The following is a 19,681-nucleotide window of genomic DNA, read 5'->3' on the forward strand; positions in this document are numbered from 1 at the left end:
GAGGTATCTGGTGACGCAGGACAACGAGCGGGTCGAACTGCTGTGGCGCGACGAGGACGCGCGGCCGGGGTTGAGCCCGGACCGGGTGGTGGCCGCCGCGGTGGAGGTCGCCGACGCGGAGGGCCTGGCGGGCTTGTCCATGCGCAAGGTCGCCGAGCACCTGGGCTTCACCACGATGTCGCTGTACCGGCACGTGCCCAGCCGGGAGCACCTGGTCGATCTCATGCGCGACGCCGTCCTGGACACGCCCGCACCCGACGACCCCGGCGCTCCGTGGCGCGAGCGCCTGGAGACGGCCGTCCGGCACGGCTGGGAGCTGCGCAAACGACACCCATGGCTGGCCGAGGAGCACAGCACGCGGCATCTCCCGGGGCCGAACGCGCTGGCGTACTACGAGCACCTGCTGAGCATCCTGGCGAGCACTCCCCTGCCGCCGGCGGAGGTCGTGTCGGCGGCGGGCCTGCTCGGCCGCTTCCTCGACGCCGAGGCTCTGGCGCTGGTCGAGGCGGCGCGCGCCGAGCGGGACAGCGGGGTGAGCGACGAGGAGTTCTGGGGCGCGCGCGACGGGCTCTGGTCGCGGATGAGCCGCTACCCGACCCTCACCGCGCTGTGGGAGGCGGGCGGTTTCGAGCAGCCGGACCCGTTCGGTTTCAGTCTGGCGCTCCTGCTCGACGGCGTCGAGTTGCGCATCGCGCAGCGTGAGGGAAAGCGTGACGAAACCTGCGCGATGTGCGGCGGGCCGATCGAGCAACCCGCTTCCGGCCGTCGGCGCGCCTACTGCTCGCGAAGTTGCCAACAGCGCGCCTACCGCAACCGGAAGCGCTGACACCACCGGCATCACGCCGGCACGGTCAGGTCCTCCAGGCGCACCGTGCGGTCGGCCCAGCGGGAGCATGTCGCAGGAGATCGCCGGCACGCCGGCGATCGGCGCCGACATCGCGATCTTCGCGAGCATGAAAATGATGCTGCGGCAGCGAGCTGTCAAGCTGCCCGATTGGCCCGATTGGCCCGGTTTCAGGTGCTCGCCCAAGGCCGTGAATGGCCCATTGAGGGACATAGAGTCCCTCAATGCGACATTCACGGCCGTTCCGTCGACCGCTTGCGCGGCAGAGGAATCCTTAACTACCCGGCCTTGCCTTTTGATGCATCAGGTTTGGCGGCGCGGAGGAGGTGCGCCCGGGCGGTTCCGTACCGCGCAGGGCCTTCAGCCGTCGTGGTGGCGGCCAAGGGTGAGCAGGTCGGCCAGGCCGAAGGCCGGTGCCGCGGCGGGCAGGGTCGGCCGCCAGTCCGGTTCGCTGCTCAGGTAGCTCGCCGGGTCGGCGCGCAGCAGTCCGATCAGGACTTCCGCGACGATGCGGCCGCCGACCGGGCCGAGGCGGTCGCCACCGCCGTGGCGCTGGGCTTCGTTGAGGATGTAGATCCACAGTGGAGTGCCGTGCGGCCAGGAATGTTCGTCCGCGGTCAACGGCGTCACGCCGAGGTGGCGGGCGACGGATTCGCCGCTGGGCAGTCCGGTGCTCTCGCCGCGGAGGAGGTCGTGGACCGCGAGCGAACGGTGGGCGTCGACGGTGCCGGTGATCTGCTCGGGAAGTTCGATGAGACTCGCGGGAAGCCGGCCGTCGATGCGTTTCGCTCGTTGCGCCGGTGGGTGGCCGGGCAGGTCGAAGATGAGCGCGAGATCGAGGCGCCGGCCGGCGGGCACCGGCCGGAACCCGACGAGGTCGGGGAAGAGCGGTAGTTCGGGACCGCCGCGGAAGAGCCGGTAAGTGTGGCGGATCTGGCTGTGGCCGTAGCGGAAGGCCGCGTGGGAGAACTCCACCGGGATGCCGGCCTGTCCCGGCGGTGGCGCGAACCACCGGCCGCCCGTCGCGAGCACCTCCTCCACCAGGGGTAGCCCGACGAGCCTGGGCAAGAAGTCGTGGACCACGATCCACTGGTAGTGCCAGGCGAGGAGATGCCGCGCCTGGTCGAACACGTCGGTCGCACCGTCGTCCCGCAGCAGATCCACTATGTGGTTGTGTGCCCGCAGCATCGCGACGTGCAGGCTCAGCGCGAACAGGTGCGAGTCGTTGCGGGGGTCGCCGATCAGGGCTACGCCCTGCTGGTTGCGCGGCACGTCGCAACCAGCGGGGCGGCCGAGCAGGAACTTCGCCGGATCCCCGATTTCGTAAAGGAACGGCGAACCGACGGGGCCGTCGGAGTAGAGCATCTCCAGGTCGAGCTTCGGCGCGCGGGCGTTGCGGAGCGCTCCCCGGTGCAGGCCGCTGGTGAGGGAGGAGCGGTCGGCGGTGATGTCGTGCGCGATCAACTGACCGAAGAACGGCCACCCGGCGGACTCGGCCGCGTCATCACCGCCCGGCCCGGGTACTGGCGCCGCGTCGCAGATCCCACCGTGCCCGCCCGCACGCGCCAGCAGCCGCGAATCGGTGACCAGTGGGGCGAGGCCGGGGAACATGCACCCGTATCGGTTCGGTCGAGCCGGGTGTCCGGCTTCCGCCTCCGCGGTGGCTGCCACCACGCTCGTCACGGCAATACCTCCTGTCCGCCGGACATCGTCGCGATCCCGGCGCCAGTGAAGACCAGGCAGCCCCGGGGTGTGTGACAGCCCCGTGAGTCACAAATCGCGCGGCTGTCCGGTCCTAGCGGGTGAACCCGTTGATCGAGGAGGTCTTTCGATGTCATTGACCGTGCTACAGGAGGCGAAACCGCCCTTCATCCCGGAGGGGGCGCAGGCGATGACGATCGTCATCGAGTACCCGCCGGGCGACCCCGGCACCCCGCCGCACCGCCATCCCGGTCCGGCCTTCGGCTACGTGCTGGAGGGCGAGATGGTGTTCGAGCTCGAGGGCGAGCCGCCGCGCGTCGTCCGCGCCGGTGAGGCGTTCTGGGAGCCGGGCGGTGAGGTCATCCACTACCAGGACGGCAACAACCGCGACGACATCCCGGTGCGGTTCACCGTCACCATGCTCTGCGAACCGGGCAGGCCGATGGTCGACCTCGTGGACGAAGAAGAACTCCGGGCGAAAGGCTGGTCGAGGAAATGAAGATCGCCGTCATCGGCGGGACCGGGCTCATCGGCTCTCGCGTGGTCACGATCTTGACCAAGAGCGGGCACGAAGCGGTCCCGCACTCGCCCTCGACCGGGCTGGACCTGCTCAGCGGGCAGGGCCTGGCCGAGGCGCTGGCCGGGGCCGAGGTCGTGGTCAACCTGACGAACTCGCCGACGTTCGACGAGGCCTCGCCCGCGTTCTTCCGGACGACCATGGACAACCTGCTGACGGCCGCCGATGCGGCCGGGGTCGGCCACGCGGTCATCCTCTCGATCGTGGGTGCCGACCTGGTGCCGGACCTGGTTTACTACCGCGCCAAGGTGCTGCAGGAGGACATCCTCAAGGCCGGGCCGGTGCCGTACTCGATCGTCCGCGCCACGCAGTTCTTCGAGTTCATGGCCGCGACGATGTCCTGGACCTCCGACGAGCACACCGTCCGGCTGCCCGCGACGCGCGTCCAGCCCATCGCCGCGGACGACGTCGCCCAGGCGGTCGCCGAGGTCAGCATGGACGCCCCGCTGCGGGGCACCCGGAACATCGCCGGACCGGAGGTGTTCACGCTCGACGAGCTGGGCCGGATCACCCTCGCCGCCCAAGGGGACCAGCGCTCCGTCGTCACCGACGACAGCGCCGGCCTGTTCGCCGCCGTGTCGGGCGATGCCCTCATCGCCAAGGACGAGGCCGTCATCGCGAAGACCACCTACCGGGAGTGGCTGGCGCGTTGAGGAGACCGGGCCCGCACGGCAGCCGCGTGCGGGCCCGGTCACCCGCGGTGCCAGCCGCTCAGCTTGGCCGGGTTGAGCACGATCCAGAGCGCGGTGACCTTGGCCCCGGCCGTCTCGGCAGCGACCACCGCGACGGCGCGGGAACCGCGGCGCAGGGCGAGTCCGGCGCGGCTGTTGACGGACTCGACGGTCAGCTCGGCACCCGCTCGCCCGCACAGCCACGTCACGACCAGCCGGGCGACGTCCGCCGCACCGTGCGCGGGCCCGGCCGGGCCGGGCACCAGTCCGCCGCCGTCACACGTGGCGACGGCATCGACGTCCAGGACGGCCGCGAGTGCGGTGACGTCTTCCCGCCGGCAGGCCTCGGCGAGCCGGCGGATGACCCGGTCATGCCGGTCGAGCACGCTCGGTCCCCACGGACACCGCCTTGTTCTTCTCGGGGTTGACCAGCCACAGGACCTGATCGATGCCTTCGGTGGTGGCGCTGACGGTGAGCAGGCCGTACACGGCGTCGTCCCGGCGCAGCACCACGGACGTCCGCCCGTTCGTGATCACCCACCGCACGTCCATGCCGTCCCAGAACCAGGTGGAGATCGCCTGCAGGAACTTCGCCACCCGCGCCGCGCCGACGACCGGCGTGCGGGCGACACCCTTGCGGCCGTTGCCGTCGGACAGGCTGGTCACGTCCGGGGTGAAGAGCCGTTCCAACGCGGTCAGGTCGCCCGACCGGGCGGCGGCGAGGAACGCGGTCAGCAGTTCCCGCTGCCCGGCCGCGGTCACCGGTGCGCGCCGCTCGCCCGCGATGTGCTTGCGGGCCCTGCTGACCAGCTGACGCACCGCGGGTTCGGTCGAGGACAGGATGTCGGCGATCTGCGCGTAGGAGTAGTCGAAGGCTTCCCGCAGCACGTAGGCGGCGCGTTCGTTCGGGGTGAGCTTCTCCATCAGCAGCAGCGCCGCGAACTCCAGGGCCGCACCGCGCTCGGCGCCCAGGTAGGGGTCCGCGCCGGTGTCGACCGGTTCGGGCAGCCACGGCCCGATGTAGGTCTCCCGCCGTTTGTGCGCCGACTGGAGAACGTTGATGGCCAGCCGGGTGGTGGTCGTGGCCAGGAACGCCTCCGGGTTGACCACTGTGGACCGGTCACAGGTCTGCCACCGCAGCCAGGCCTCCTGCACCAGATCTTCGGCCTCGGTGGCGCTGCCGAGCATGCGATAGGCGATACCGAACAGCCGTGGCCGCACCTGCGTGAACACCGCCGTAGCCGCCTCTAGATCGGCGCCCACTCCGGAATCCGCCACCTCAGGCCCCTTCGTCTCGTGACCGCTCACTCTACGAGGCCGGTCCCGAGGACCCCGGCAGCGCGGCCGGGACCCTCCGAGGCTCATTCGACGAGATTGCCCGCGGTGGACACCTCGCGCATGAGCGAGGCGATCTCCTCCGGGATCGGGGGCAGCTCTTCGCGCTCGACCCGGACCAGACGAGGTTCACCCGCAACGACTCGTGCGGCCGTAGACCAGCAGCTCGATCAGCGAGTTGCCGCCGAGCCGGTTCGCGCCGTGCATGCCGCTCGCCGCCTCGCCGAGGGCGTACAGGCCCTCGACGCCGGTTCCGTGGTCCTCCGGCCGCACCCAGACCCCGCCCATCGAGTAGTGCGCCGTGGGCGCGATCTCGATCGGTTCCTGGGTGATGTCGAGCATCTGCACTCCTTGATCTCGGTGTACGCCGCCAGTGCCACTCTGTCGCGTGTGGACAGTTCCATCCGGTCCGGGTCGTACTTGGTCATGAACCGCTCGCCGAGCGCGTTGCGCAGCACCTCACCTTCGCCGCGCGCCGCTTCCGAGACGAGCGTGCCCGCGGCGTTCTCCGGCGCGATGAGCCCCGACGGGTGGAACTGGACGAGTTCGGCGTCCCGGATCCGGCCGCCGGCCAGCAGGGCGAGCCGGAAGGAGTCGCCGGTGTTCTCGTCGCGGCGGGACGACGACCGCTTTCGGGGGTCCGGGTGGCGGAGCCCCCGGCCCGGGGCGAAGCCCCGGATGTCACAGTGCGGCGCCAGATGCGCGTGTGCCCACCCGCGGCGAGGATCACCGCGTCGGCGTGGATCACGTATCTCGTCCGGTTCGCGACGTCGAACCCGTAAGCGCCGAAGACGACGTTGTCCCGGACCAGGATCCGCGTGACGTAAACGGTGTCCAGGATCGGGACGCCGAGCTGCGCCGCCCGGTTGACCAGGGTCCGCTGGATCTCCAGCCCGGTGTAGTCACCGGCGAACGCGGTCCGGCGGTAGGTGTGCGCGCCGAAGAACCGCTGGGAGATCTTCCCGTCGGCCTCACGCGCGAAGGGCATTCCGACTTCGCCCGCTTGCCGACCGCCAGGACGTCGACACCACGCTCGGCCAGTTCGATCACGGCGCGCAGGCCGCCCCCGCCGGTCCCGATGACGAGGACGGACGTCGCGATCCGGTGCTCGGTCATGGTCACTTCGCCGGCGGCGGGTTCAGCGGGAGCCAGTCGGCGAACCGGGTGGCGGACAGCTGTGCGTCCGGGCCGGGCAGGAGCATGTCCTTGTCCAGCAAGGCACCGAAGTAGCGCGCTGCCGGATCGGCGACGACCTCGCGGGGGTCACCGCGGAAGGCCAGCCCGGTGCGGATCAGCTCGTCGAGGCCGAACTGCTCGGGACCGGCCACCTCGACGGTGCCGTTCAACGGTGTGCCGACGGCGACCCGGCCGACGGCGATGGCCACGTCTTCGGCCGCCATGGGCTGGATGCGGGCGTCCGACAGGCGCACGGTGTTCCCCTCGGTCGCCGCCTGGGCGATGCTTCCGACGAACTCGAAGAACTGCGTGGCGTGCACGATCGAGTACGGCCGTCCGGACTCCTTGATGAGCTTTTCCTGCGCGATCTTCGCGCGGAAGTAGCCGCTTTCGGCGAGCCGCTCGGTGCCGACCACCGACAGCGCCACGTGGTGACCCACCCCGGCCTTCTCCTCGGCGGCGAGGAGGGTTCCGGTGGAGGTGCGGAAGAAGTCGAGCACGGCGTCGTCGGCGAACGACGGCGAGTTCGAAACGTCGACGACGACCTGGGCGCCGTCCAGCACCTCGGCCAGCCCTTCGCCGGTCAGCGTGTTCACGCCCGAGTCGGGTGACGCGGGGATCGCTTCGTGGCCGTGTCCGGCCAGTTTCCGGACGAGTTTCGAGCCGATCAGCCCGCTGCCGCCGATCACGACGATCTTCATGAGGTGCCTTCCGTCCCGCGTCCCGGCCGCTCCGGAACGTCGTTCTCCAGCCAGGACCGGACCGGCTCCCGGTTTGTGACAGCCCGGCTGTCACAAACCGCGGCGGCGTCCTGTCCTGGCTGGTGACACCGACCTGACGAACCGGAGTACCGCATGGACACCAGTGGCGCCCACGCCATCGACACGATCGACGATCTCCGCCGCCACCTGCAGTGGGCGATCGAACTCGAGCACGCGACGATTCCCCCGTACCTGTGCGCGCTGTACTCACTGGACCCGGCCCGCAATCCCGAAGCCGCCCAGGTCGTCGGCACGGTCCTCGCCGAGGAGATGATCCACCTGGCCCTGGCCGCGAACCTGCTCAACGCCGTCGGCGGGTCACCCAAGCTCGACACGCCGGAGCTGCTGCCGCCGTACCCGCATCCGCTGCCGCACGGCGACCGGTCGGTGCACGTCCACCTGGTCCCGTTCGGCCCGGAAGCCCTTGAGCTGTTCCTGCGCATCGAGCAACCCGCGTCGGCGGACGACCCGCCCCAGGGCGACGAGTACCGGACGATCGGCCAGTTCTACGCCGCCATCGAGGCCGGCTTGCGCACCCTGTGCGACAAGCTGGGCGAGGAGCAGGTGTTCAGCGGCGACCCGGCCCGGCAGATCGGCGAGTACCACCTCCGGGGCGGCGGTGGCGAAGTGCTGCCGGTCCACGACCTGAAGTCCGCGTCGGCCGCGCTGGCGGAAATCGTCGAACAGGGCGAAGGAGCCGCCCGCACCGCCGTGTGGGACGGCGACCACGACGTCTTCCACCCCGAGCGGGAAGAGGTCGCCCACTACTACCGCTTCCAGGAACTCCGGCTCGGCCGCCGCTACCGCACCGGCGACACACCGCGGTCCGGGCCGACCGGCGAGGAGATCAAGGTCGACTTCGACGGCGTGCTGCCGATGCGGCCCGACCCGAGGACCGCCGACTACCCGGAAGGCAGCCCCATCCGCGTCGCCCAGGAGGAGTTCAACCAGACCTACAGCCTCCTGCTCTACCAGCTGGAACAGGCCTTCAACGGCGACCCCGGCCAGCTGCCGGACGCCGTCGGCACGATGTTCGGGCTGCGCAAGCAAGCGCAGGCGCTGATGAAGCTGCCCACCGGCGACGGGAAGACGACCGCGGGCCCGACCTTCGAGTACGTGCCACCCGAGCGACGGAACTAAAAGCGGCGCCGCCGCGGGTCACCGAGCCCGAATCGTGGCTTCGGCCGGGGACGTCGCCCACTCGGATGATCCTTATCCTGGGTGGGTGCGCTGACCGGCGCCGATCCCGCGGGCGAAGGGTGCTTACCGTGGTCTTCCGACGACGTGCCGGACTGGTGGGGCGGACGTCGGAGTGCGCCGTTCTCGATCGGATGATCGCGGCGGTCCGCACCGGTGAGAGCCGGGCGCTCGTGGTGCACGGCGCTGCCGGGGTCGGGAAGTCGGCCTTGGTCGAGCACCTGGAGAGTTCGGCGACCGGCATCCGGGTGCTGCGCGCGGTCGGCGTCGAGTCCGAAATGGAGCTGGCGTTCGCCACCCTGCACCAGCTGTGCGTGCCGCTGCTGGACCGGCTGCCGGGGCTTCCCACGCCGCAGCAGGACGCGCTCGAGACGGTGTTCGGGCTCCGGGCGGGCACTCCACCGGAACGGTTCCTGGTCGGCTTGGCGGTGCTGAGCCTGCTGTCGGACGCCTCGGAGAGCGGTCCCGTGCTGTGCGTGGTCGACGACGCGCAGTGGATGGACCGGGCGTCCGCACAGGTCCTCGGCTTCGTGGCCCGCCGGCTGCTGGCCGAGTCGGTCGCCCTCGTGTTCGCCACCCGCGAGCGAGGCCACGACCTGCTCGGCCTCCCGGAGCTCGAGGTCACCGGCCTCGGCAACGCCGACGCCCGCGCCCTGCTCGAGACGGCGTTCCCCGCACCACTCGACCAGCACGTCCGCGATCGGATCGTCGCCGAGACCCGGGGCAACCCGCTGGCCTTGCTGGAACTGTCCCGTGAGCTGACCGCCACCCGGGTGGCGGGCGGATTCGGCCTGCCGCCGGCCGGCACGCTGCCCAGCCGGATCGAACAGAGCTTCCTGACGCGGATCGAGGAGCTGCCCGCGCCGAGCCGGCTGCTCCTGCTGGTCGCCGCCGCCGAGCCGGTCGGTGATCCCACCCTGGTGTGGCGCGCGGCCGCACAGCTCGGGGTCATGCCGGCGACGGCCCTCACCGACGAGGTCGACGGGCTGGTGTCCTTCGAAGTACGGGTGATCTTCCGTCACCCGCTCGTGCGGTCGGCCGCGTACCGGGCGGCTGCCGAAGAAGACCGGCGGGCCGTGCACCTGGCGCTGGCGAGGGCGACCGACCCACAGATCGACCCCGACCGCCGTGCCTGGCATCTGGCGTTCGCCGCGCCGGGGCCGGACGACGAAGTCGCCGCGGAGCTCGAGCGGTCCGCCGAACGGGCGCAGGCCCGCGGTGGGCTGGCCGCCGCTGCCGCTTTCCTGCAACGGTCCGTGGCGCTGACCGCCGACCCGGCACGGCGCGCCGAGCGTGCCGTGGCGGCCGCGGACGCCAGCCTCCGCGCGGGTGATCTCGCGGCCGCACGCGCTTCGGCCGACGTCGCGGAACGCGACGCGCAGGACGAGTTCCTTCGTGCCCGCGCTCACCTGGTGCGGAGCCAGATCGCTTTCTCGGCCGGGCTCGGCGGCGAAGCGCCGCCGATGCTGCTGGCGGCCGCGCGGCGGCTCGAACCGTTCGACATGGACCTCGCGCGAGAGACCTATCTCCAGGCCTGGGGCGCCGCGGCCCTGATCGCCGCGGACGGCAAGAGCCTCCTGGCGATCTCCCGGGCGATCCGGGAGCTGCCGCCGCCGGAAGGCGAACCGCGTCCGGTCGACCTGGTGCTCGCCGGCTACGGGCTGCTCGTCACCGACGGCCGGTCCGCCGCGGTCCCCGTCCTGCGACGGGCGACGGCCGCGCTCGCGGACCTTCCCGCCCAGGACGTGCTGAAGTGGGGCTGGGTGGGCAACGGCGCGAACGCGGCCGTCTGGGACGACGAGGCCATGCGCCAGACCTACGTCCGGGCGGCCGAGGTGGCCCGCGACGCCGGCGCGCTGACCGTGCTTCCCATTTACCTCGCCTCACTGGGGATCGCGACAACGTGGACCGGCGACTTCGCCGGCGCGGCCGCCATCGTCGCCGAAGCCGAGGCTGTCGCCACCGCGACCGGTGTCCCCATCGCGCCGCACACCAAGCTTCTGCTGACCGCGATGCAGGGCAAGGAGACCGAGGCGGCCGAACTGATCGCCGCCACCATCGACTGGGCCGGGCAGGACGGCCAGCTGATGGGCGTCACGTCCGCGAACTGGGCCGCCGCCGTCCTCTACAACGGCCTCGCGCGGTACGAGCAGGCGATCCCGGCGGCCCAGGTCAGCATCGGAATCGCCGAGCTGTGGGTCTCGGTGTGGGTGCTCCCGGAACTCATCGAGGCGGCGGTCCGGGTCGGCGAAGACGAGATCGCCCGCGGCGCGCTCGACCGCCTGACCGAGGCGGCGGGACCCTGCGACACGGACTGGGCACAGGGAATCCTGCAGCGCAGCCGCGCGCTGCTCAGCGACGAGATCGCCGCGGAGCCGCTCTACCGCGAGGCGATCGAGCGGCTGGGCCGGACGAAGCTGCGCCCCGAACTGGCGCGTGCCCAGCTGCTGTACGGCGAATGGCTGCGCCGGCAGTCCCGGCGCGTCGACGCACGGGAACACCTGCGTGCCGCGTTCGACATGTTCGTCTCGATCGGCATGGACGCGTTCGCCGAGCGCGCCCGCCGCGAACTTCTCGCCACCGGCGAGAAGGTACTGAAGCACACGGCCGATCCGGTGACGGGCGACGAGCTGACGCCTCAGGAAAGGCAGATCGCCCGGCTCGTCCGGGAAGGCTTCTCCAACCCGGAGGTGGGCGCACAGCTCTTCCTCAGCCCCCGCACGGTCGAATGGCACCTCCGCAAGATTTTCACGAAGCTTTCCATCACGTCCCGAAAGCAGCTCCGGGACGTCCTGGCCGGCGGCGACTGACACCGGGAACCGCCGCGAAGCCCGGACCCCCTGGTCCCCGGGACCAGGGTGATTCCCTGGCGCACCCGGGACCCGGACGCGCGAGCCTGGTCGTGAGGGGGCAGCGTGCGAAGGGATGAGAAAGCCATGTCCGACAAGACGTTGGCTGGGGCGGTCGCGCTCGTGACGGATGCCGGCAGCGACATCGGGGCCGGCACGGCGCACCGCCTCGCCCGCGAGGGCGCCACGGTGGCGCTGGTCGCTCGCAGCGGTGACCGCTTGGACCAGGTCGCGGACGACATCCGGAACCTGGGCGGCCACGCGATCGAGATGGCGGCCGACATCACCGATCCGGAGCGCGCCTGCCAGGCGGTGCAGGACACGCACGACCGGCTCGGACGCCTGGACATCCTGGTCAACAACGCGGGCATCGTGCTGCTCGACACGGCGTTGCACGCCCCGCTCGACGAGTGGGACCGGTTGGTCGCGCTCAACGTGACAGCGCTCCTGCACCTCACGCACGCCGCCGTCCCGTACCTGATCGACGCGGCCGCGACATCGCCACGGCAGGTGGCGGACCTCGTGAACGTCAGCCTGACGGCCGGACAGCTCACCCGGCAGGGCAGCAGCGTCTACAACCTCACCAGGTCCGGTCTCGAGGGGTTCACCGAGTCGCTACGCCGCGAACTGCTCGTCGAACGGGTGCGGGTCGGCCTGGTGGAGCCCGCCGTCGTGGAACCCCGCCTGGTGAACCACTTCGGCACCACGACCCGCACCGCGGTGCGCCGGCCCGCCGCCGGACGGGAAACGCTGCGGCCGGAGGACGTCGCGGACGCGATCGCCTACGTCGTCACCCGCGACCGCCGGGTGGCGGTCAGCGAGATGCGCGTCCACGCCGCCGGGCCGAGCTGACCAGCGGGCCGGCCGTCAGCTGTCGATCGCACTGCCCCGGAGTTTCCGGCGTGAGTCGACGCCGAGCTTGGTGAACACCTTGCGCAGGTGCCATTCGACCGTGCGGGGGCTGAGGAACAGCTCGGCGCCGATCTCCGTGTTCGTCTTCCCGTCGCGCGCGAGGCGGGCGATCTGGGCCTCCTGCACCGTGAGGACCGGGGCGGCCTCGACCGCCCGCCTGCGGATCGACTCCCCCGTGGCCATGAGCTCGCGACGGGCGCGCTCGGCGAAGGCGTGCGCGCCGAAGCGGTGCAGCATCTCGTAGGCGGTGCGCAGCTGCCCGCGCGCGTCGAGGCGACGGTTCTCGCGACGAAGCCACTCGCCGTACACCAAGTGAGTGCGTGCCAGGAGCACGGCGACTCTGGTGCGCTCGAGGCGCTCGATGGCCTCGCGGTACAGCAGGTCGGCGGCCCGGCCGTCGCTGAGCAGGGCTCTGGAACGAGCCAGCATGCCGAGGGCCCACTCCGTGCCGCTGGCGGTGGCCCGCTCCTCGAGCCGCCTCAATGCCGCCGCGGCCGCCTCGGGGGCATCCCCGCGGGCACCCGCCTCGACCAGCTCGGCGAGGGACAGGCCGAAGGCCATCAGATCGTCGTGCTCGCAGGCGGCTTCCGCGCTGGACAGGGCCTCCTGGTAGTGACCGAAACCGTTGTGCAGCACCGCGGTCAGGTAATGGCCAAGGCCGATGGCCCGGCCCTCACCCCAGGTGGTCGCCCAGCGGACTTCGGCCTGGATCAGCTCCGCCGCCTGGGCATCCTGGCCGCGCCAGGCGATGAGTAACAGCGAGGCGTACCCGAGGGGCGAGTTGCCGGTCGCCGCCGTGATCGCGGCGGACTCCGCGACCAGCGCCGAGGCCACGTCGAGCTCGCCGGCGTGCACGTGCACGGCAGCGCGATAGGTCAGCGCCAGGGGAAGGAAGTTGAGCGCGCCGGTTTCGCGCGCCGTCCGGACCGCGTGCGTGGCCAGTTCGTGCCAGGCCTCGTCGTCCCACATGTCGCCGGCGGACGGCCACGCCAGCCAGAGCCAGCGCATGATGTCGTCCCCGTCCGGACCGGTATCCCGCCGGAAGGCTCGCAGAGCGCGCTTCAACTGCGGCGCGCCCGCCGCGTGGCCCTCGGCGAACCGCGTCGCCAGGCCGTCCAGGAGCGCGTCGGCCGGCCGAGCCGGCCGCGGTGCGTCCGGTGCGGCGCGGGCGGCCCCGGCCACCTCCTCGAGCCCGTCGGGTCCGTTGAGCCGGCCGGCGAAGACCGCTGCTCCCACTGCTTCGAGGTACGCCTCGCGCGCCTGTCCGTCGTCGACCCGGGCCAGCCGGCGGGCCGCGTCGAGCAACAGCGGCAATGCTTCACCGCCGCGCCTGCGGGCGAAGACGACCTGGCCGCGCAGCCGGGTCAGCCGCCCGCGCCGCACCTCGTCCAGTACACCCATCTCGGCGGCGGCGAGCAGATCGAGCGCCGCATCGGGAGCCCCCGCCTCGAAAGTCGCCTGCGCCGCGGCCAGCGCCCTCGCTCCTCGCGTGGCCGAATCGGGGGTCAGCTCGGTCGCGCGCCGCAGGAACGCGGCCGCCGCCGCGATGCCGCCCCGAGCCTGGGCTTGGCCGGCGCGGCGCTCCAGTTCGGCGGCCACCACCTCGTCGGGCTCGACCGCCGCGTGAGCGCGATGCCAGGCCCGGCGATCCGGGTCGGACTGGGGATCGGTCGCCGCGGCGAGCGCCTGATGCACGTCCCGGCGGTCTCCCGGGGCCGCGAGGCGGTACGCCGCCGAGCGGACCAGCGGGTGCCGGAACCGCACCTGCGCACCGAACTCGACCAGCCCGGCCGCCTCGGCGGGCGCCGCCGCGTCCGGCCCGATGGCGAGCCCCTCGGCCGCCCGCCGCAGCAACGCGGCGTCCCCGACCGGCTCGGCGGCCGCTGCCAGCAGGAGCCGTCGCGTGGCGACCGGGAGCGCCTCGATCCTGCGCAGGAAACTCTGTTCGATCTGGCCCGTCAGCGGCCGCGCGTCGGGACGCGCGAAGCCGCCGGCCAGCTCCGCCGCCGTCAAGCCCCGCGGCAGCTCCAGCAGGGCCAGCGGGTTGCCGCTGGTCTCGGCGACGATCCGGTCCCGGACGCGCTCGTCGAGCCGCCCGGGTGCCGCCGAATCGAGCAGCGCCCGCGCGTCGCCGTCACGCAGACCCCGGACCACGAGCTCCGGCAGTCCCTTCAGCGGGTCGTCCGCTTCGGGCGCCGCCCCGCGCACCGCGAACACCAGCACCACGCGCTCCGCGAGCAACCGGCGCGCGACGAACGCCAGCGTCTGCGCGGACACCCGGTCCAGCCACTGGGCGTCGTCCACGACGCACACCAGGGGCCGCTCCTCCGCCGCCTCGGCGAGCAGGCTGAGCACCGCCAACCCGACCATGAACCGGTCCGGGACACCGCCGGAGCGCAGCCCGAACGCGACGGCCAGCGCGTCACGCTGCGGTCCCGGCAGGTGATCGAGCCGCGTCATCATCGGCCCGCACAACTGGTGCACTCCGGCGAACGCCAGCTCCATCTGGGACTCGACGCCGACGGCTCGCGCGATCCGGCACCCGGCCGCGCTCTCCACCAGGTACTCCACCAGCGCGGACTTGCCGATCCCCGCCTCGCCGCGCAGAACCAGCACCTGGCTCCGGCCCGACCGCGCCTCGGCCACCAGCCGGTCCAGCGCGGCGCACTCGCCGCGCCTGCCCAGCAGCCCGCGCCCTGGGTCGTCGTTCGACATCGGCACCACCGCGGAGTTGAGGGAGCCCGGCTCCGTCAACGGCGGGCCACACCATCATGCACCCGCCCCGCGACGGTCCGGGCAGCCACCTCGGCGGGGTCCGCCACAGGGGGCCTGGGGTCGTGACCCGGGGCTCCCGGGGGGCCCGGGCCCAGGGAGGTACCCCGTGCCTTCCCCTGGCGCGGCCGGGCCCCCGGCTGGGCGACGGTTGTCGGGTCAGCGGCCACCGCGAACTGGAGGAGCCCGATGCCCACGTCCGACGCCACCGCCACGGTCGAAGAAGCGGCCGACTTCCAGGACGTTCGCCCGCGCCTGTTCGGGATCGCCTACCGGATGCTGGGCAGAGCCGCCGACGCCGAAGACGTCGTCCAGGACGTCTGGGTCCGCTGGCAGGGCGTGGACCGCGAGGGGGTCCGCGACCGGGCGGCGTTCCTCGCGAAGGTCACGACGCGGGTCGCGCTCAACGTCGTCGGCTCGGCTCGCGTCCGCCGCGAGGTGCCGGTCGACGACCGCCTGCCGGAGCGAGCCTCCACCGCGGACGACCCGACGACGATGGCCGAACGGTCGGACGACATGGCGCACGCCGTCCGGCTGCTGCTCGAGCGGCTGTCGCCGCGAGAGCGCGCGGTCTTCGTGCTGCGGGAGGCGTTCGACTACCCGTTCCGCGAGATCGCGGACACGCTGGCGATCAGCGATGCCAACGCGCGGCAACTGGCCCGGCGAGCCCGCGCGCACCTGGCCGGGCAGCGGCACGAACCTGCCCGGCCGGCGGACCTGGATCGCCTGCTCAAGGCCTTTCTCGACGCGGCCAGGGTCGGTGAGGTGGCCGACCTCGAGCGCGTCCTCGTCGACGACGTCGTCTCCTCCTGACACCGGCCCCGGCCACCCCGATGATCCCGTCACCGCTGGGTGGCGGGATGATCGACGTGGCCCGGATTCCTTACGCGGACGAGCCGTCGACGGCGTCGAGGATCGCGGCCGTGACCGCGGCCGGGTCCGACACGGTGAGGGCGTGCGACCCGCCCGTCACCTCCCGGACGCCCTTGGCGCCGGCGCGTTCCGCCAGGTACCGGTGGAGGGCGACGGGAATGTTGCGGTCCTGGTCGCCGAACACGAACCAGGACGGGACCGACCGCCACGCCGGGGTTGCCGTCGGCAGGCCCTCGGTGAGCGCCGCCTCGGTGACCGGGCGCTGCGTCGCGGCCATCACCTTCGCCTCGGCGGACGGGACGTCGGCGGCGAACTGGTGGTGGAAGGCGTCCGGCCGGATCGCGAACTCGTCGCCTCCGGTGGCGACCGGGTAGGCGGTGAGCGTTTCGCCGAGTGTGCTGCCCGGGAACTTCGTCGACAGCTGGAACGCGCTCTCCCCGTGCTCGGGGGCGAACGCGCACACGTAGACGAGCCCGGTCACGGCCGGGTTGCCGGCCGCGGCTTCGGTGATCACCATGCCGCCGTAGGAATGCCCGGCCAGCACGACCGGTCCACCGATGTTCGCGACGACGTCGCGGACGTATGCGGCGTCGCTCGTGAGGCCGCGCAGCGGGTTCGCCACCGCGACGACGTCCACCTGCCTGGCCTGGAGGGATTCGACGACACCGCGCCAGCTCGCGGACTCCGCGAACGCACCGTGCACCAGGACGACGGTCGGCTTCTGTTCGGCCATGGTTCGTTCTCCTTCTCTGTGTGGGTTTCCTAACCGTGGAGCGCTTTCCGCAGCACGCGGCACGCCTGCTCCACCGCGCCGATCGCGGCCGCGGTCCCGCGGAGCGGGTTGAGCATCATGAAGTCGTGGAGGGTGCCGTTGTAGCGGACGCAGGTCGTGCGCACGCCGGCCGCGACGAGCTTCCGCGCGTAGGCCTCGCCCTCGTCGCGCAGCACGTCGTTCTCGTCGACGACCACGAAGGCCTCCGGGAGCCCGGCGAGGTCCTCCGGTCCCGCGCGCAGCGGGGACACGGTGACGTCGGCGCGCTGGGACACCTCGGGCAGGTAGGCGTCCCAGTACCAGGCCATGGCCTTGGCCGTGAGGTGTGGCCCGTCGGCGAACTCGCGGTAGCTGCCGGTGTCCTGGCCGGCGTCGGTGACCGGGTAGTACAGCGACTGGTGCCGGAACGTCACGTCCCCGCGCCGCTTGGCGAGGATGGCGACGACAGCGGACATGTTGCCGCCGACCGAGTCACCGGCGATCGCGAGGCGGGACGCGTCCAAGCCCTCGGCGGCGCCGTCGGCCGTGATCCACCGCGCGGTCGCGTAGGCCTGTTCGACCGCGACGGGGTACCGCGCCTCGGGCGACCGCGAATACTCGACGAACACCACCGCGGCATCGGCGCCGACGGCCAGTTCCCGCACCAGCCGGTCGTGCGTGCCCGCGTTGCCGAAGACCCAGCCACCGCCGTGGACGTAGAGGACCACGGGAAGGGGGCCGTCCGCACCGGCCGGTTTGACGATGCGCACCCGGACGTCGCCGACCGCGGCCGGCACCGTGATCCACTTCTCGTCGACCGGCAGCAGGCCGGCCGGGGCGGCCTGGATGTCGTCGAAGACCTTCCGCCCGCCGGTGGGGCCGAGCTCGTACAGGAACGGCGGCTTCGCCGCCGCGTCCGCGAAGTCCTGCGCGGCCGGTTCGAGGACAGGCTCACTCATGAGAGATTTCCTTTCTTTCCAGGGTGATGATGAAGGCGACCAGCAGGGCGCAGGCCGCCGCGATGCCCGCGACCACGACGGCCACGCCGGTCCAGGGCGCGGCGAGCGGGAGCAGGAACACGACGGTGGCGCAGGCCAGGACCGCGCCGGGACGCAGGACGGCCGTCGCCACGATGGGCACGTGGACCAGCCACAACAGGACCAGGAACACACCCACGGAGACCGCGACGGCGTAACTGATCACCAGCGGCGAGGCCGATAGGTGGTGCCCGGTGTCCTCGACCGCGACCTCCAGGCTCGCCCCGAGCGCCGCGAGCGCGGCGAAAATGCCGTAGTGGCCGTAACCCCACCGGTAGGACCCGTCACGGCGATCGCGCAGCCCGTCCCCGGCCGGTTCCAGGAAGTACAGCCACCAAATGGCGAAAAGCAGCACGAGGCCGGAGATCGCGATCGTGAGGAACGAAGCGTTGATCCCGGCCGCCGCCAAAGCTCCTCGGACACCGGTGATCGCGGCCAGGACGCTCTCGCCGAGCAGGATGATCGTGAACAACCCGTAGCGCTCGGCGATGTGGTGTGGATGCCAGGTGGTCGCGCTGGGCCGCTCCGCCCAGCTCGGCACGGCGAGTTCCGCGGCGGCCAACGCGACGAAGCACACCGGCCGGGTGACCGGCGACAGGACGCCCGTCTCGCCGAGGACGAGCCAGCCCACCCAGCCGATCTGCAGGACGCTGATGCCGGTGGCGTAACGGAACGCGGTCCGCCTGCGCGCCGGGTCCTCGATGCCGGCCCGCACCCACTGCGTGACGAGCCCGATCCGCATGACGAGATAGCCGACCGCGACCGCGCGGTAGTCGCCGACAGCCGTGGCGGGTACCCCGGCGGCGAGAACGAGCACGCCGGCCATCTGCACCATGGTCAGCAACCGGTACGCCACGTCGTCGGTGTCGTAGGACGACGCGAACCACGTGAAGTTCATCCACGCCCACCAGATCGCGAAGAACACCTGGAGGAACCCGGCCACGCCGGTCAAGGCGTGGCCATCGGCGATCCGGTGCGCGAGCTGGGCGGTGGCGGCCGCGACGGCGACCACGAAGACGAGGTCGAACAGCAGCTCGAGCTGGCTCGCCGCGCGGTGCGGTTCGTCGATCGGGCGCGCGCTCATCCGGACGCGGATCCGGATCCTGGTGCTCATCGGCGGCAAGGCTCGCTCCATCCCACTCGGTCGGTCGCGAGCTAGGACAGAGCAGCGTCGGCGTTCGTGACGGGCACGGAGATTTCGCCGCGCCTGTCACAACCCCGGTGGCCTGCCTTGTCTCAGCTGGCGACCGGGCGAGGAGTCACCACAGTCTGACGGAGGAGACATGAGCACGCCGGACAACGAAGAGTTCCTGCACGGGCTCGAAATCGAGGTGGAGGCCGAGCTGGACATCGCCGAATCGAGCCACCCCGAAGACGCCGCCCGCACCCCGGTCACCGAATGGCAGTTCGACCCGACCGACGCCGAGCGCTACGAGGTCAACCTCCGCGGTCTTCTCGGCGCGGTCGAAGCGGTCGAGGAGGTGGAAAGGGGGAACCGGTGACCTGGCGAGCACGCATCACGACTCTCGACAACCCGTCGTCGAGCCGAGTCGCGATCGGTTACGCTGCCCGTGTGGGGTGATTGCGCCGCGACCACGAGTGATGGCCGCGTGCGCGGGGCATCAGCCCTTGATGTCCGGGATGTCACCGTCGCGGTACTCCCCCGCCGGCCGGGCGCCGTCGAATTCGGCCTCGCGTCGTCGCAGCTCGACCCGGCGGATCTTGCCCGAGATGGTCTTGGGCAGCTCGGAGAACTCCAGTCTGCGCACCCGTAGGTACGGCGCCGCGCGCGTAGCCGAGGATCGAGCGAGCTGTCTCGGCGTCGGGCTCGTGGCCGGGTGCCAGGGCGATGTACGCCTTCGGCACAGCCAACCGCACCGGGTCCGGTGCCGGCACGACGGCCGAAGCCTTGAAGACGTCGTCGGTGCGGTCGATGTAGGTGATGTAGCCGTTCTCGTCCCGGGAGGCCACGTCGCCCGACGGCGGGGCATCACCGACGCGGCCCACTTCAGCCGGATGTTCAAGAAAGACTTCGGCTTGACGCCGGGCGAACTGCGCCGCACCGCCCACCCCTGAGCGGCAAGCGGCCAGGAAATAAGGCTCGTGTCGCGCGTCCGAGGCGCGTTGACAGGGGCCCGGGTTGCGCCCCAATGTGGCGTTGGTTGCGTCTGACGCACCCAACGCCACATTGGGTGCACTGGACGCACCCAACGCCACATTGGGGC

16 protein-coding genes and 3 pseudogenes are annotated in these 19,681 nt (G+C 71.9%); 8 read left to right on the forward strand and 11 right to left on the reverse strand.

The annotated features are described in order from the left end of the window. The first annotated feature begins 10 nt into the window (after positions 1 to 10). A complete protein-coding gene (locus AB0M82_RS37310; protein WP_364732497.1) occupies positions 11 to 826 on the forward strand; it encodes a TetR/AcrR family transcriptional regulator C-terminal domain-containing protein in 816 nt (271 codons plus the stop codon). Between the two features lie 378 nt (positions 827 to 1,204). On the opposite strand, the gene AB0M82_RS37315 is transcribed toward AB0M82_RS37310, so the two are convergent. Further along, positions 1,205 to 2,527, reverse strand: a complete 1,323-nt coding sequence (locus AB0M82_RS37315) for a peroxidase family protein (protein ID WP_364732500.1) — start codon at positions 2,525 to 2,527, stop codon at positions 1,205 to 1,207. 148 nt (positions 2,528 to 2,675) lie between these two features. Here AB0M82_RS37315 and AB0M82_RS37320 point away from each other — a divergent pair, with 148 nt between their 5' ends. Both AB0M82_RS37320 and AB0M82_RS37325 read left to right on the forward strand, forming a co-directional pair. Further along, on the forward strand, positions 2,676 to 3,044 hold the full coding sequence (locus tag AB0M82_RS37320) for a cupin domain-containing protein (protein WP_364732503.1): 369 nt from the start codon (positions 2,676 to 2,678) through the stop codon (positions 3,042 to 3,044). After that, positions 3,041 to 3,775: an SDR family oxidoreductase gene (locus AB0M82_RS37325; protein ID WP_364732506.1), complete on the forward strand. Its 735-nt coding sequence runs from the start codon at positions 3,041 to 3,043 to the stop codon at positions 3,773 to 3,775. The genes AB0M82_RS37320 and AB0M82_RS37325 overlap by 4 nt, the downstream gene beginning before the upstream one ends. A 38-nt stretch (positions 3,776 to 3,813) precedes the next feature. Here AB0M82_RS37325 and AB0M82_RS37330 read toward each other — a convergent pair whose 3' ends face one another. From AB0M82_RS37330 to AB0M82_RS37350, 5 genes and pseudogenes are all read right to left on the reverse strand, one after another. Then, a complete protein-coding gene (locus AB0M82_RS37330; RefSeq protein WP_364732509.1) occupies positions 3,814 to 4,179 on the reverse strand; it encodes a hypothetical protein in 366 nt (121 codons plus the stop codon). Then, positions 4,163 to 5,071: an RNA polymerase sigma-70 factor gene (locus tag AB0M82_RS37335; RefSeq protein WP_364732512.1), complete on the reverse strand. Its 909-nt coding sequence runs from the start codon at positions 5,069 to 5,071 to the stop codon at positions 4,163 to 4,165. Before AB0M82_RS37335 ends, AB0M82_RS37330 begins: the two co-directional genes overlap by 17 nt. A 186-nt stretch (positions 5,072 to 5,257) precedes the next feature. After that, positions 5,258 to 5,880, reverse strand: a pseudogene (locus tag AB0M82_RS37340) (FAD-binding protein). 8 nt (positions 5,881 to 5,888) lie between these two features. Continuing rightward, positions 5,889 to 6,116 (reverse strand): annotated as a pseudogene (locus AB0M82_RS37345) (FAD-binding protein); the annotation flags it as partial. A gap of 130 nt (positions 6,117 to 6,246) precedes the next feature. Next, positions 6,247 to 7,005: an SDR family oxidoreductase gene (locus AB0M82_RS37350; protein ID WP_364732515.1), complete on the reverse strand. Its 759-nt coding sequence runs from the start codon at positions 7,003 to 7,005 to the stop codon at positions 6,247 to 6,249. Between the two features lie 153 nt (positions 7,006 to 7,158). Between AB0M82_RS37350 and AB0M82_RS37355 the strand changes: the two genes are divergently transcribed. From AB0M82_RS37355 to AB0M82_RS37365, 3 genes are all read left to right on the forward strand, one after another. Next, positions 7,159 to 8,205 carry a ferritin-like protein gene (locus tag AB0M82_RS37355; RefSeq protein WP_364732518.1) on the forward strand — a complete coding sequence of 349 codons (1,047 nt, stop codon included), beginning with the start codon at positions 7,159 to 7,161 and terminating at the stop codon, positions 8,203 to 8,205. Between the two features lie 128 nt (positions 8,206 to 8,333). After that, the gene (locus AB0M82_RS37360; RefSeq protein ID WP_364732521.1) at positions 8,334 to 11,072 is read left to right on the forward strand and encodes an AAA family ATPase; all 2,739 of its coding nucleotides are present in this window, start codon (positions 8,334 to 8,336) and stop codon (positions 11,070 to 11,072) included. A 126-nt stretch (positions 11,073 to 11,198) separates the two neighbouring features. Further along, positions 11,199 to 11,963 carry an SDR family NAD(P)-dependent oxidoreductase gene (locus AB0M82_RS37365; protein WP_364732524.1) on the forward strand — a complete coding sequence of 255 codons (765 nt, stop codon included), beginning with the start codon at positions 11,199 to 11,201 and terminating at the stop codon, positions 11,961 to 11,963. Between the two features lie 15 nt (positions 11,964 to 11,978). Here the strand turns inward: AB0M82_RS37365 and AB0M82_RS37370 are convergent, their stop codons facing one another. After that, the gene (locus AB0M82_RS37370; protein WP_364732527.1) at positions 11,979 to 14,738 is read right to left on the reverse strand and encodes an AAA family ATPase; all 2,760 of its coding nucleotides are present in this window, start codon (positions 14,736 to 14,738) and stop codon (positions 11,979 to 11,981) included. A 246-nt stretch (positions 14,739 to 14,984) separates the two neighbouring features. Here AB0M82_RS37370 and AB0M82_RS37375 point away from each other — a divergent pair, with 246 nt between their 5' ends. Continuing rightward, the gene (locus AB0M82_RS37375; RefSeq protein ID WP_364732530.1) at positions 14,985 to 15,608 is read left to right on the forward strand and encodes a sigma-70 family RNA polymerase sigma factor; all 624 of its coding nucleotides are present in this window, start codon (positions 14,985 to 14,987) and stop codon (positions 15,606 to 15,608) included. A gap of 70 nt (positions 15,609 to 15,678) precedes the next feature. On the opposite strand, the gene AB0M82_RS37380 is transcribed toward AB0M82_RS37375, so the two are convergent. From AB0M82_RS37380 to AB0M82_RS37390, 3 genes are read right to left on the reverse strand one after another with little or no spacing between them, the layout of a single operon-like run. Beyond that, the gene (locus tag AB0M82_RS37380) at positions 15,679 to 16,401 is read right to left on the reverse strand and encodes an alpha/beta hydrolase (protein ID WP_364732533.1); all 723 of its coding nucleotides are present in this window, start codon (positions 16,399 to 16,401) and stop codon (positions 15,679 to 15,681) included. Positions 16,402 to 16,430: 29 nt separating this feature from the next. Beyond that, positions 16,431 to 17,378 carry an alpha/beta hydrolase gene (locus AB0M82_RS37385; RefSeq protein WP_364732536.1) on the reverse strand — a complete coding sequence of 316 codons (948 nt, stop codon included), beginning with the start codon at positions 17,376 to 17,378 and terminating at the stop codon, positions 16,431 to 16,433. Then, positions 17,371 to 18,570 carry a low temperature requirement protein A gene (locus AB0M82_RS37390; RefSeq protein WP_364732537.1) on the reverse strand — a complete coding sequence of 400 codons (1,200 nt, stop codon included), beginning with the start codon at positions 18,568 to 18,570 and terminating at the stop codon, positions 17,371 to 17,373. The genes AB0M82_RS37385 and AB0M82_RS37390 overlap by 8 nt, the downstream gene beginning before the upstream one ends. A 169-nt stretch (positions 18,571 to 18,739) precedes the next feature. Between AB0M82_RS37390 and AB0M82_RS37395 the strand changes: the two genes are divergently transcribed. Next, on the forward strand, positions 18,740 to 18,958 hold the full coding sequence (locus AB0M82_RS37395; RefSeq protein WP_364732540.1) for a hypothetical protein: 219 nt from the start codon (positions 18,740 to 18,742) through the stop codon (positions 18,956 to 18,958). A gap of 120 nt (positions 18,959 to 19,078) precedes the next feature. On the opposite strand, the pseudogene AB0M82_RS37400 reads toward AB0M82_RS37395, so the two are convergent. Then, positions 19,079 to 19,436, reverse strand: a pseudogene (locus tag AB0M82_RS37400) (AMP-dependent synthetase); the annotation flags it as partial. Positions 19,437 to 19,681 lie beyond the last annotated feature (245 nt).

The sequence above is a fragment of the Amycolatopsis sp. NPDC051128 genome (genome assembly GCF_040682715.1).
Lineage (GTDB): Bacteria > Actinomycetota > Actinomycetes > Mycobacteriales > Pseudonocardiaceae > Amycolatopsis.